The sequence below is a fragment of the Mammaliicoccus sp. Q-M61 genome (genome assembly GCF_022386055.1).
Taxonomy (GTDB): Bacteria; Bacillota; Bacilli; order Staphylococcales; family Staphylococcaceae; genus Mammaliicoccus; species Mammaliicoccus sciuri_A.
This window is the reverse complement of record NZ_JAJNJL010000002.1, coordinates 172,041-186,401: the sequence shown is the minus strand read 5'-3', so window position 1 is coordinate 186,401 and position 14,361 is coordinate 172,041. Positions and strand designations below refer to the sequence as shown.

The 14,361-nt window shown below is 32.8% G+C and carries 10 protein-coding genes and 1 other RNA gene; all 11 read right to left on the bottom strand.

Translation table 11 applies throughout. From position 1 onward, the window contains the following. Positions 1-31 precede the first annotated feature (31 nt). Positions 32-224: non-coding RNA, 6S RNA (ssrS, locus tag LQ677_RS04300), on the bottom strand. 57 nt (positions 225-281) lie between these two features. Next, positions 282-2,054 (bottom strand): aspartate--tRNA ligase, encoded by a 1,773-nt coding sequence (gene aspS / locus LQ677_RS04295; protein WP_191835646.1) that lies wholly within the window; start codon positions 2,052-2,054, stop codon positions 282-284. Then, a complete protein-coding gene (gene hisS / locus LQ677_RS04290; protein ID WP_126477547.1) occupies positions 2,054-3,319 on the bottom strand; it encodes a histidine--tRNA ligase in 1,266 nt (421 codons plus the stop codon). The genes aspS and hisS overlap by 1 nt, the downstream gene beginning before the upstream one ends. Positions 3,320-3,641: 322 nt before the next feature. Continuing rightward, complete coding sequence (locus tag LQ677_RS04285; RefSeq protein WP_239748127.1) at positions 3,642-4,514, bottom strand: N-acetylmuramoyl-L-alanine amidase family protein; 873 nt, start codon at positions 4,512-4,514, stop codon at positions 3,642-3,644. Then, positions 4,511-4,963, bottom strand: a complete 453-nt coding sequence (gene dtd, locus LQ677_RS04280; protein WP_025904254.1) for a D-aminoacyl-tRNA deacylase — start codon at positions 4,961-4,963, stop codon at positions 4,511-4,513. The genes LQ677_RS04285 and dtd overlap by 4 nt, the downstream gene beginning before the upstream one ends. 13 nt (positions 4,964-4,976) lie before the next feature. Beyond that, positions 4,977-7,166: a RelA/SpoT family protein gene (locus LQ677_RS04275; protein ID WP_191835648.1), complete on the bottom strand. Its 2,190-nt coding sequence runs from the start codon at positions 7,164-7,166 to the stop codon at positions 4,977-4,979. Between the two features lie 119 nt (positions 7,167-7,285). Beyond that, positions 7,286-7,804, bottom strand: coding sequence for an adenine phosphoribosyltransferase (locus LQ677_RS04270; RefSeq protein WP_025904256.1), 519 nt, complete (start codon positions 7,802-7,804; stop codon positions 7,286-7,288). Beyond that, positions 7,804-10,098, bottom strand: a complete 2,295-nt coding sequence (gene recJ / locus LQ677_RS04265; protein WP_239748126.1) for a single-stranded-DNA-specific exonuclease RecJ — start codon at positions 10,096-10,098, stop codon at positions 7,804-7,806. Before recJ ends, LQ677_RS04270 begins: the two co-directional genes overlap by 1 nt. 373 nt (positions 10,099-10,471) lie before the next feature. Then, positions 10,472-12,763 carry a protein translocase subunit SecDF gene (secDF, locus tag LQ677_RS04260; protein ID WP_204258562.1) on the bottom strand — a complete coding sequence of 764 codons (2,292 nt, stop codon included), beginning with the start codon at positions 12,761-12,763 and terminating at the stop codon, positions 10,472-10,474. Between the two features lie 169 nt (positions 12,764-12,932). Continuing rightward, on the bottom strand, positions 12,933-13,196 hold the full coding sequence (gene yajC / locus LQ677_RS04255) for a preprotein translocase subunit YajC (RefSeq protein ID WP_025904259.1): 264 nt from the start codon (positions 13,194-13,196) through the stop codon (positions 12,933-12,935). A gap of 12 nt (positions 13,197-13,208) precedes the next feature. Next, positions 13,209-14,348 carry a tRNA guanosine(34) transglycosylase Tgt gene (gene tgt / locus LQ677_RS04250; RefSeq protein WP_025904260.1) on the bottom strand — a complete coding sequence of 380 codons (1,140 nt, stop codon included), beginning with the start codon at positions 14,346-14,348 and terminating at the stop codon, positions 13,209-13,211. Between the last annotated feature and the right edge of the window lie 13 nt (positions 14,349-14,361).

Genomic DNA, 14,361 nt, shown 5'->3' with positions numbered 1-14,361 from the left:
AAATACGCAAGACATAAAGTCTTGCGTACCGATAGAATCCAATTGTGCCGTAATATTAAGTGCTAGATCATTTTGGCCTGCTATATACAGGTGGGTGCCCTGTTTCTTATTTTGCATGTCCTCCTTACGAGGCGTATGCGCTATTAAGAAAACCAATTAGGCTCCCTTGATCAAAAGTGTTAGGTCAAAATATAAAAAGCTTATTACGAACACTTCAGATGACTACCTTATAAATTTATTTTATCATAATTCTTCTAAATAACAAGTATTTATACTTTTAATTATTTTTCATCTAAATCAAGTTGCAAATGTAATTCATGTAACTGACTGTTAGATACTTCACTTGGCGCATCTGTTAATAGACAAGAAGCACTTGCTGTTTTAGGGAATGCAATTGTATCTCTTAAGTTTGTTCTTCCTGACAATAACATAACTAATCTATCTAAACCTAAAGCAATTCCGCCATGTGGTGGTGCACCATATTTGAACGCTTCAATTAAGAATCCAAATTGTTCTTGTGCTTGTTCTTCAGTGAATCCAAGTGCTTTAAACATTTTTTCTTGTAGTTCTGATTTATGAATTCTAATAGATCCTCCACCTAATTCAAAGCCATTTAAAACGATATCGTATGCATTCGCTTCAACATTTGTTGGATCAGTTTCAAGCATTTCTTCATGCTCTTTTTTAGGTGCAGTAAATGGATGGTGCGCTGCAACATAACGTTCTGATTCTTCATCGTATTCAAATAATGGCCAATCAGTTACCCATAAGAAATTATATTTATTTGGATCAATTAAACCACGATCTTTACCAAGTTTATTTCTTAACTGCGCTAAACTTGCTGCTACGACATCTTTTTTGTCTGCTACGAATAATACTAAGTCTCCTGCTTTAGCTTCAGTTCGTTTTAATAATTCAGCAGTAATATCTTCATCAAAGAATTTGCTAATTGGACCGTTTAAGCCTTCTTCTGTTACTTTAACCCAAGCTAAACCTTTAGCTCCATAAATACTTGCAAATGATTGTAATTGGTCGATATCTTTTCTAGAGTAGTCTGCTGCACCATCTTCAACGACGATTGCTTTAACTTCTCCACCATTTTCAACTGCAGATTTAAACACTTTAAAGTCCATTTTTGAAGCAAGTTCTGATAAGTTAATCAGTTCCATACCAAATCTTGTATCTGGCTTGTCAATTCCATATCTTTCCATCGCTTCAGCGTATGTCATACGTGGGAATGGCGTTGTAATATCAATACCTTTTACATCTTTCATGATACGTTTCATAAGACCTTCATTCATTTTGATAACGTCTTCTTGATCTACAAAGCTCATCTCGATATCGATTTGCGTAAATTCAGGTTGTCTATCCGCTCTTAAATCTTCGTCTCTAAAACATTTAACGATTTGATAGTATTTATCAAATCCACCAATCATTAATAATTGTTTAAATATTTGTGGAGATTGAGGTAAAGCATAGAACTCTCCATCATGTACACGAGATGGTACTAAATAGTCTCTCGCACCTTCTGGCGTAGATTTAGTTAATACAGGTGTTTCTACTTCGTAAAACTCACCTTCATCTAAGTAATTTCTTACTGCACGTGTAATTTGATGTCTCATTTTGAATGTTTGAGCTAAACTTTCTCTTCTTAAGTCTATATAACGATATTTTAACCTTACATTTTCATCAATATCATTCATATCTGTTATAGAAAATGGAGGTGTTTCAGATTCATTTAAAATTGTAATTTCAGAAACTTGAACTTCAACTTTACCCGTCTTGATTTTGTCATTAATTGATTTCTCGTCTCTTTTAGTTACTAAACCTTTAACTTGAATAACATATTCAGAACGGATTTTCTCAGCAACACTTAAAGCTTCTTGAGAGAAGTCTGGGTTAAAGACAATTTGTACAACGCCTTCGCGGTCACGTAAATCAATAAATATTAAACCGCCTAAGTCACGTCTTTTTTGTACCCAACCATTTAAAGTAACGGTTTGACCAATATATTCTTCAGTTATTTTACCAGCATATGTTGTTCTTTTTTCCATTATGATTCCACCTTTAAATAATTCTCTAATTCTGATAATGAAACAAGTGTCTTTTCACCAGTTTCCATATTTTTAACTTCCACTTCTTGTTTTTCTAATTCATTCTCACCTAATACAATCGTATATTTCGCATTTAATCTATCGGCTTGTTTCATTTGACCTTTTAATTTACGTTGTAAATAGTCTTTATCACAACTAATACCAGCCATTCTTAATTGATTGATTAATTGAACTGACATTCTATCCGCTTCTTCACCCATTGTTGCAATAAATAAGTCGATAGTATCTTCTTCTTCAATTTCAATACCTTCAGCTTCTAGCGCTAGTAACAAACGTTCAATACTCAATGCAAAACCAATACCTGTTTCTTTAGGACCATCAAGTAATTCTAGTAAGCCGTTATATCTACCGCCACCACATAAAGTTGTAATAGCACCAAATCCTTCAGCATTACTCATTACTTCAAATGCTGTGTGTGTATAATAATCTAACCCACGTACTAAATTCGTATCTATTTCATACTCGATACCAAGTTCGTCTAATAAGCTTTTTACCTCTTCGAAATATTGTTTAGAATAGTCATTTAAGTATTCCGTAATTTTAGGCGCATTTTTAACTGCTTCTTTATCTCTGTCTACTTTACAGTCCAATATACGCATTGGATTTGTGTGTAATCGACTTTGACAATCGCTACAGAAAGTATCAATTACTGGTTCAAAGTGTGCTTGTAATGCTTTCGTGTAATCAGCTCTTGATTCTGCATCACCAATACTATTGATGACTAATTTTAAGTCTTTCAATCCGAAAGATTTGTATATGTGTACGAGCATTGAAATAATTTCAACATCAATAGCAGGATTTTCTGATCCTATAGCTTCTACCCCGAATTGAACAAATTGACGATAACGCCCTTTTTGTTTTCTTTCATATCGGAACATTGGACCATTGTAATAAAGCTTAACTGGTTGATTAGGTTCACCTTGCATTTTGTTTTCGATGTAACTTCTAACAACACCTGCAGTGCCTTCAGGTCTTAATGTAATGCTTCTATCACCTTTATCTTTAAATGTGTACATTTCTTTTTGTACAACATCTGTTGAATCACCGACACCTCTACTAAAAAGTTCAGTACTTTCAAATATTGGTGTTCTAATTTCTTTATAATTATATATTTTCATTAACTCATGTAATTTGTTCTCAATGTATTGCCATTTATAAGTGTCTTTTGGTAATAAATCTTGTGTACCGCGTGGTATATTAATCATAATATTTCCTCCTTTAAAATATAAAAAGCCCCTTGTATGCATATACATACAAGGGACGAATAATCCGTGTTGCCACCCTAATTAGTATTTAATGATTCATTAAATACTCACTTAACAACATTATAACGGATGTTAACCGATCTTATTTTCGTAAGATTCCCTCTTCTTGTGTTCAAAAGTATACGCAGTATTCATATAACTTTCAGCAAATGTTATACTCTCTGTCTCCTACTATATCGGCATACTATTCAAGAATAAACGGTATATAATCTATTTCATAATTTATATTAATATTAAACCCATAATCTGTAGTAGTCAATATCTAATTTGAAAAGTAAACTTTCAAACCGTCAACAATACCTGTTTCTACAATGTGTCTATATTTTCTATCAACAATTAAATCTTCATCTGTAGGATTACTAATATAACCTAACTCTAACAATACAGCAGGCATTTTAGTTTGACGAATCACTTGGAAGTTTTCGTTTCGTACACCTCTATCAGATAGTATGGATTTTTGATTGATTGAAGTTTGTAACGTATCTGCAAATTCTTTTTGAGAATCATGATGGTAATAAACTGTTAAACCATGTGGTGCTGATGAATCTAATGCATCATTATGGATACTAATAAAGACATCTCCATCACCTTGTCTATCTTTTAATTTAACATATTCATCTTTTGTTCTCGTCATTTTCACTTTAGCGCCTTCAGCTTCAAGCATTTCTTTAAGTTCTTTTGCAGTTTTTAATGTAATGACTTTTTCGGTTACATCTTTATGTTTTGAACTCGATGCACCTTGGTCACTTCCACCATGACCAGGGTCTAAAAAAATCACTTTTCCTTTTAATGGTTTTAATACTGGATTAACATCTTCTTTAATATCAAGATTTGTATGCCAACCAGCAATCCAGCCTTTTTCATTTTGATCATTTTTAACTTCGAACCATTTTCCTTCTCTATCTGTTATATCAAAACTATCTCCTTTTTTTACATCGAAAATAATTGGATAATAAGCGGCAGGTCCAGTTCTTAACTCACCATCTTCTTTCATAGATAATGTTTTAGGTTCGTCCTCTTTAGGAAGCAATAAATAAATAATAATGATTAACAAAACAATCAGTAAAATGGCAACACTGATGACAGGAACAGGCTTTATTCTCCTCTTTTTAAACCATAAATTAATTCGGTTCATTGAATGTTACCATCCTTACTTTCGAATATAATCGTAATTGGTCCATCATTGATTAATGACACATCCATATGTGCGCCAAACTCTCCTGTTTTCACGTTAATGTTATAAGAAGCTAACTGTTCATTAAAATATTCATATATCTTTAATGCTTCATCTGGACTTTTAGCATTTGTAAATCCAGGTCTATTACCTTTTTTTACTGAAGCATATATTGTAAATTGTGATATCGACAAGATTTCACCACCGACTTGGTGTATATCTAAATTCATTTTACCTTCTTGATCTTCAAAAATTCTTGTCTTTGCTATTTTCTTAGCGATAACATCTGCATCTGCATATGTCGATTCTTGTCCAACACCGACTAATAATAAGAATCCTTGCTTAATTTCATTTTGCGTATTTTCAGATGTTACTTTAGCTTGGCTTACTTTTTGTAGAACAACTTTCAAAAAAATTCACCTCTTAATTCCATACACGACTTACTGTATAAATATCGCCTAATTGTTTAATTCGATCAACAATTCTATATACGTCATTCACATTTTTAACCATTACACTAATGTTAATAACAGCATTTTTATCTATATCAGCTTTACCTGAAACTTTTACTAATTGTACTTTAATGGCATTCACAACTTGAAGTACTTCATTTAATAATCCATTTCTGTCGTAACCTGTAATTTCTAAGTCTACTTGATAATTTTTTTGTTCATTTGTATTTTTAACCCATTCAACATCGATTAATCGTTCGTTTTCGTTAACGATGTTTGGACAATCTTTACGATGAACTTTAACGCCATGACCTTTTGTAATATACCCAATGATTTCATCACCAGGTATTGGATTACAACATTTAGAAAGTTTAATAAGCATGTTATCTAAACCTTCAACATAGACACCAGTATCTGTTCTAATATCTTGTTTAATTGGAATGGATTTATTAACTTCTTGCACTTGGTTAAGCGATTGTTTCTTACGTTCAAGTCTAAGCTTTTCTGTTAGTCTATTAACAGCTTGAAGAGCAGTTATACCACCAAAACCAACTGCAGCATATAAGTCATCTTCATTTGAAAAATTATATTTTTCGTTAACAAGTTTAATGTTTTCAGCATTTAATACTTCATCTACATTGTAGCCATGCTCTTTAATTTCCGCTTCAATCATGAATTTACCTTTTTCAATATTGGCAGAGCGGTCTTGTTTCTTGAAGAAACTGCGGATTTTACTTTTCGCACTTGAAGATCGGACGATTTTTAACCAATCTCGACTTGGTCCATATGAATGTTTACTCGTTCTAATCTCGACAATATCACCAGTAGATAGCTTATAATCGATCGGAACGATTTTACCATTAACTTTCGCACCTATCATTTTATTACCTACTTCACTGTGGACAGCGTAAGCAAAATCAATTGGAACTGCGCCATATGGTAATTCAACTACATCACTTTCAGGTGTAAAGACGTATACTTTATCACTTTGAAGGTCATATTTTAAAGATTCCATAAATTCTTCTGCATCAGGTGAAGTATTGTCAGTTTCAGCTATTTCTTGTAGCCAACTCATTTTTTGTAAATATTCTTCTGATTTATTGCTTAAATTCTTACCTTCTTTATATGCCCAGTGTGCAGCCACCCCATGTTCTGCAATTTCATGCATTTCAAAAGTTCTGATCTGTATCTCTAACGGATCTCCATTTGGACCAACGACTGTAGTATGCAGCGATTGATACATATTCTGTTTAGGCATCGCGATATAGTCTTTAAATCGACCAGGCATTGGTTTCCATAATGTATGAACAAGACCTAGCACAGCATAACAATCTTTGATTGAAGGAACGATTACTCTTATTGCAAGTAGGTCGAAAATTTGTTCGAATTGCTTTTTCTGTTTGACCATTTTTCTATAAATACTATAGATATGTTTAGGTCTACCACTTATGTCGCCAGAAATATTCATAACTTCCATTTCAGACTCTATATCTTTAATCGCATTTGCGATATACGATTCTCGTTCGCTTCTTTTCTTCTTCATCAAGTTAACAATTCTAAAATATTGAACACTATCAATATATCTTAATGAGATATCTTCAAGTTCCCACTTAATTGTATTGATCCCTAATCTATGCGCAAGTGGTGCATAAATTTCTAACGTTTCTTTAGCAATACGTTTTTGTTTTTCTTTAGGCATCGCTTTTAAAGTACGAACATTATGTAATCTATCTGCTAATTTAACTAATATAACTCGGACATCTTTAGCAATTGCTATAAATAATTTTCTATGATTTTCAGCTTGTTGTGTTTCTTTAGATTTATATTTAACTTTTTTTAATTTCGTAACACCATCTACAATAATGGCTACTTCTTCATTAAACATTTCTACCAAATCATCATACGTATAAGGTGTATCCTCAATTACATCATGAAGGAATCCAGCAACTATAGTTGGACCATCCAATTTCATTTCGGTTAAAATACCCGCTACCTGAATAGGATGCATGATATATGGCAAATTATTTTTTCTAATTTGTCCTTGATGTGCTTTAAAAGCCAAATCATAACTCTTTTCTACTAAACGATATGCATCTTCAGATAAGTAACTTTTAGCTTTATATAAAACATCATCAGCACTATATGGATATTCTTTATTCATAGGGACACCACCTCATCAAATAAAATTCTCTTGAATATTACTATTATAGCAATTTTCAATAGTAATATGCCACCGTTAATTATAATAATTAAAAATAAAATAGCCACAAAGTGACTATTTTATTCATCGTATGAAATTAACGAAACAACATCGTAACCTTTTAATTTTTCAATGCCGTTTAAATATTTAAGTTCAATTAAAAATGCGATACCCACTACGATTCCACCTAATGATTCTACTAAGTGAATTGCCGCTTCAATTGTACCACCTGTTGCTAATAAATCATCTGTAATCAATACACGTTGACCTGGTTTGATTGCATCTTTGTGCATCGTTAACACATTTGATCCATATTCAAGATCATATTCATAACGAATTACTTCACGTGGTAATTTCCCTTCTTTACGTACTGGTGCAAAACCAATACCCATTGCATATGACACAGGACAACCAATAATAAATCCTCTTGCTTCTGGTCCTACTACAACATCAACTTGTTTGTCTTGAGCATATTGTACGATTTGGTCAGTAGCATACTTGTATGCTTCACCATTATCCATAATTGTCGTAATATCTTTAAAGTTAACACCTTGTTTTGGCCAATCTTGTACTTCTGAAACGTATTGTTTTAAATCCATTATACTTCCTCCTCAACATCACTTAACAATGAATGCATCCACTTAATTAATGATTGGCTATCATTGTACAACAATGTCTTTTCTATTTCTATTTGTTGTTTTCTTGCTTGATATAACGGTGCGTTTTGAATGTCATTTTTTCCCGCATCTTTATTTATTTCAATTATACCACGATTCATTGTAATAAAGTTTAACTCATAAAAGCAATTCAAAATGAATTTCAATTGATCAGGTTTAATTTTTAATGCTTCACATAATTTCATGCCATCATTTTGAATATTTGTTGATTGATTCATATATAAAGCTTTATAAGCTTGTTTGAACTTTTCATCACTTGGAATACCTTCAAAGTATGAATTAGTTTGCCCTTTAAATACTAAATAATATTTTTCGGCTTTAATATTAGATAAAGTTTGTTTGAATGATTCTAAGTCTTGTGGTAAATCTCTTAACACACACGTTTCGACTTCATTTGGATATGCATCACCATAATGTATATATTGCTCATTTATTTTCTCTGATGATGAGTTAATAACAAACAATGCATTTTCTTGATCAATTTTTAACAAGTCATGTTTATTTTTACTTCTATAATCAAAAATAGCATGGTCATTACTCAACGCTAAATCTTTAAGAATAATTTGTGGTGATTGATGTCCATTCCATTCATTAACATTTAAACTACCTGCAACATTGATTGTCGTATCATTAGAAATATCATGAATGAGATGTCCAGCATTCCAATGTAAAGCTGCAATATTTTTGTCTGTTAATGTTAATTTAAGGTGTTTATTACCTTGACCGATACCTTTAACAGATTTAACCGGAACATTACTAATTGAAAATAGAGGTGCTAATAAATCTGTACCAAAAGGTCTTAATCTTTCTAAATCAAATATGTTATCAACCGTAATATCTGAAGTTTCTATTTCTGCATCAACGATTAACTGTGGTAATAATTTTTTACCTTCTGTTATGTTGTGCATATCTGCATTCAAAGCTTTCTTCAATGGTTCAATCGCGTCAATATCTAATGTCATACCAGCTGCCATATGATGGCCACCAAATTTACGAATTAAGTCGCTATGGTTTGTTAGAAATTCAAACATTGAAACTTGTTCAATACTTCTTGCTGAACCTTTAGCGTGGTTTTGCTCAATATCAACATTTAATACAATTGTTGGTAAATGATACTTCTCGACTATTCTTGAAGCCACAATACCTAATACACCTTCATTCCAATCTTCTTTTGCAAGTATTAGAAATTGGGCATTTTGTTGCATTTCAATTTCAGCTAGCTCCATTGCTTCATTTGTAATATTTTCAACAATTGCTTTACGTTCTGTATTAAATTGGTCCACTTCTTCAGCTAAGAACATTGCTTCATCGTCATCATCACTCATAAGCAACTCTCCAGCTAATCTGGCATCATCCAATCGACCAACTGCGTTCAGACGAGGTCCGATAATAAAGCCGACTGTTTGTTCACTTACTTCATCCGTAAAATCAGCTACGGACAATAAACTTTTAATCCCTGGTAAAGGTTGTTCATTCAAAATGCGCAACCCTTGTTTAACCATATATCTATTTTCATCCGTTAAGCTCACTAAGTCGGCAATCGTACCGATAGCAACTAGTCCTAAGAATGCATCTGGTATATCTGCTTTAAGTGCTTTAGAAAGTTTATATGAAACACCCACACCAGCTAAATATTTAAACGGATAATTAAAATCAGGGTGCATAGGGTGAACAATCGCATATGCATTAGGCTTTGTTTCGCCAAATTCATGATGGTCTGTCACAATCACATCAATACCAAGTTCATTGGCAATATCAATTTCATGATGACCTTGAATACCATTATCCACTGTAATGATAAGAGAAACACCTTCATCATGTGCATTTCTAAACGCCGCTTCACTTGGTCCATATCCTTCAGTAAATCTATTCGGGATATACCAACCTACAGTAGCGCCCATAGACTCTAAAGTCTTAACGAGAATCGTTGTAGATGTAACACCATCTGCATCATAATCACCATATACTAATATTCTTTCATCATTTTCAATAGCTTTATGTATTCTCGAAGTTGCTTTTTCCATATCACTTAATAACATAGGATCATGGAATAACACTTCATTAGATAATAAACTTTCAATTTGCTTTTCAGACGTATAGCCTTTTGAAATTAAAGTTTTTTCTAAAAGTGGCGAAATTTTATATTTTTTTATGATTTGCGGATCAATATTTTGATTGAGCTCTGATTTTTTCCATTGATAACTAGCTTTAGTCATATCAAATCTCCTCATTTCTACTCAAAACATTATACATGAAATATCATACTTTCTCTACTAAACAAATAAAACATGAGCAAAGAGTCGATTTGTATCTAGAGGAGGTTGTTAGTTACACTTTGTCGGGATTTTGTAATTATAGGGTTCCATAGTTACAATTCAGCCGACTTTTGTTACTATGGCCTGCCTTAGTTACAATTCCCCGGACTTTTGTTACTATAGGCCGCCTTAGTTACAATTCTCCACACTTTTGTTACTATGGCCCTCCTTAGTTACAATTCTCCAGACTTTTGTAATCATGACCGCTTAGTTAAACCTTTATTCTAAAACAAAAAAGCACCTGCCCTTTTACTAAGGACAGGTACATGATTTATTAAACTAATATTTTTTCATCGTTAGATTTTTTCTCAGTATATACAACTATTTTACCATTTTCTGATTTTTTAAGTTGTCGTTTTTTCAAGATACCCCATAAAGGTACTGCGACGAATACTGATGAGAACACACCGGATACTAAACCGATTAATAGTGCTAATGAGAAGTTGAAGATACTTGATGATCCAAGTATTAATAATGAGACAACTACGATTACAACTGTTAATACGGTATTGATTGATCTTGTCATCGTTTGTCTAATAGATGAGTTAACGATCATATCAACAGTTTCTGGTTTCGTTATCACTTTCACTTTACGTAAATTTTCCCTTACGCGGTCAAACGTAACGATCGTGTCATTGATTGAATAACCAATAATTGTTAGAACTGCTGCAATGAATGTAATATCCACTTCGAGTCTGAATAAACTAAATACCGCTACAATCATAAATACGTCATGTAATAACGCAAGTACTGCAGTAGTACCCATTCTCCACTCAAATCTGAAGGATACGTATAATACAATTCCTATTGCTGCATAAAGCATTGCTTTTAATGCATTTCCTGCTAACTCTTGACCAACAACTGGTGAAACCGTACTTACGTTTGGATCATGACCCAGTGATTTACCAAAGTCAGATTTAACTTTTTGTATTTCGGATTTGTTTAATGCATCTTTAAATTGTACGGTTGCCATTTTGTTTCCAGTTCCACTTGTTGTAACTTGTGACGGATCTAATCCCATATCTTTAAACTGTTTAGAAACTTGTTCAGTCTTGATAGCTTGATCAGATTGTAAGTCAACACGTGTACCACTTGTGAAATCAATACCTAAATTCAATCTGAAGATCGATACAATGATGGCACCAACGATAATTGTAATAATACTAAATGTTAATAATGGTTTAGCAAGTTTTACGAAATTAATTTTGTCATAGACTGTTCTTAAATCATGAACATCTAATCTTTCACTAATATCATGTCTATCTTTCTTAGAAACACCAAACCAATTGTATTTTTTCTTGAAGTAATTTGAGTTTACTAGTAAACCTAATAATATTCTTGTGAAGAATACTGAAGTTACAAAACTCATTAGAATCGCAAGTAATAACATTGTTGCGAAACCTTTTACTGAACTTTCACCAAATACGAATAATACGAGCGCTGCTAAAATTGTTGTTAAGTTAGCATCTAATATCGTAATAAATGAAGAACCAGAACCTTTTTTGAAGGCTTGTTGTAAAGTCCTTCCGATCCGTAATTCATCTTTTATCCGTTCGTACATGATGATGTTAGCATCAACGGCCATACCTACACCTAATACTAAGGCTGCAAGTCCAGGCAATGTTAATACCCCTGAAATAAAGTTAAATGCCACTAATGTTAAGTAAACATAAGCACTTAATGTAATAACAGCTACAACACCAGGTAATCGGTAGTAAATGAGCATGAATAAGAATATAATACCTACACCTATCGTAGAAGCAAGTACTGTTTCATCTAATGCATCTTTACCGAATTGTGCACCTACTGATGTAGAATACACTTCATCTAATTTAACAGGTAGTGAACCTGAATTTAATAAGTCTGCAATTTGTTTTGCTTCTTTAACGCCTTGTTCACCATTAAATCCACCAGAAATTTCAACATTTTCTGAATTGATTGGTTGGCTTACAGTTGCTGCAGAAATATATTTTGGCTCTTTACCTTCTTGTTCTTTTTTAGCTTCTTTCTCGTAACTGTCTCCTTTTTCATAGTCCATCCAAATGACCATTAAATTAGGATTCATTTTAGAAACTTTTTCAGTTACTTCTTTGAACTTTTTGGCATCTTTAAGCTTAAGTGTAACGGCTACTTCGTTTGTATTGTCTTTAAAGCCTTGCTTAGCGCCACCTTGAACTAAATCTTTACCAGATAGTAAAACTCTATCCTTTGCATCTCTGATTGTTAAATTCGCTTGTGTAGAAAGTACTTCACGAGCTTCATTCTGGTCTTTAATACCAGCTAATTGAACTCGAATACGATTACCTTCCTCAACTTGAATTTTCGGCTCAGAAACACCTAATACGTTTACACGTGACTCTAAAGTCTTTGCAGTAGATTTAACCGCATCATTATCAATCTTATCACCTTTGTCTAAAGGATTAACTTGATATAATACTTCAAAACCACCTTGTAAGTCTAGACCTAAATTTACATTCTTTGTTATATCTTTTGTTGTTGATCCTATTAAACTAAAAACCAACACTGCAAGAAGTAAAAAGGCTATAATTCTACTCCGCTTTTTCACGATAACACCTCTTACATATATTTAATTCACTATATATGTTATAGCATACATCAACTATAGTTGAATAGCCATAACATTCATGAATGAAAAAAAGACATGGATAACCATGTCTTTTAACATCAAATATGATACATAATATTAAACCAATTTCCTAAAAAAGTAAACTATTTTATGAAGGGTCTACTTGTTTGATAGCTGGTTTTTCAAATGTAATTTCGTGTCCTTTATCGTTTACAGAAACAACAACGATAGACTCATCAACTGCTCTAACTGTACCTTTGATACCACCGATTGAAGTTACTTTTTGACCAACTTCTAAACGGTTTAATAATTCACGATGTTCTTTAGCACGCTTTTGTTGTGGTCTGATCATTAAGAACCAAACAAGCGCAAAAATTAAGATAATAGGTAATAATTGTACTAATACTTCCATATTCAATCTCCTTTAAAAGTTTTTGGGGTTATCTACATTTAGTCCATACTGCTCGAAAAATTCATCTTTGAAATCAAGTAATCGATCTTCTCTTATTGCTTGGCGAATGTTCTCCATAAGTTTTAATAAGAAATACAAATTATGATATGTAGTAAGACGAATTCCAAATGTTTCATCTGCTTTAATCAGATGACGCAAATATGCTTTAGTATAGTTTCTACATGTATAACAATCACACTCTGGATCAAGAGGTGATAAATCTTGCTGATATTTAGCATTTTTTATAACGACTCTACCTTGAGATGTCATACATGTACCATTTCTAGCTATACGTGTAGGTAATACGCAATCAAACATATCGATGCCCCTAATAGAACATTCGATTAATGCGTCTGGAGAACCAACTCCCATTAAATATCTTGGTTTATTAAATGGCATTAATGGTGTTGTATGTTCAACCATTCTGTACATGACAGGTTTAGGTTCACCAACAGACAAACCACCAATAGCATAGCCAGGAAAATCAAGTGAAACGAGGTCTTTAGCACTTTGCTCTCTAAGATCCTTATATTCTCCACCTTGGATAATACCAAATAAAGCTTGATCTTCAGGGCGACGATGAGCTTCTAGACATCTTTCCGCCCATCTTGATGTTCTCTCAATTGAATTTTTTACATATTCATATTCAGATGGCATTGGAGGACATTCATCAAACGCCATCATAATATCTGAACCAAGATCATTTTGAATATGCATCGCTTTTTCAGGACTTAAGAACAATTTAGAACCATTTAAATGATGTCTAAAATGTACACCTTCTTCTTCGATTTTTCTCATATCGCTTAAACTGAATACTTGAAAACCACCAGAATCAGTAAGTATAGGTCCATCCCAATTCATAAACTTATGTAATCCACCCACTTTAGAAATGATATCACTTCCAGGTTGTAACCACAAATGATAGGTATTACTAAGTATAATTTTTGCTTCCATTTGTTTAAGCTCTTCAGGGCTCATTGTCTTAACGGTTGCTTTAGTTCCAACAGGCATGAACATTGGCGTTTCAAATGAACCATGAGGTGTATGCACAATCCCGAGTCTTGCACCTGATTGCTTACAAGTCTTAATGTGCTCATATGTTACTGCAGGCATATTATTACTCCTT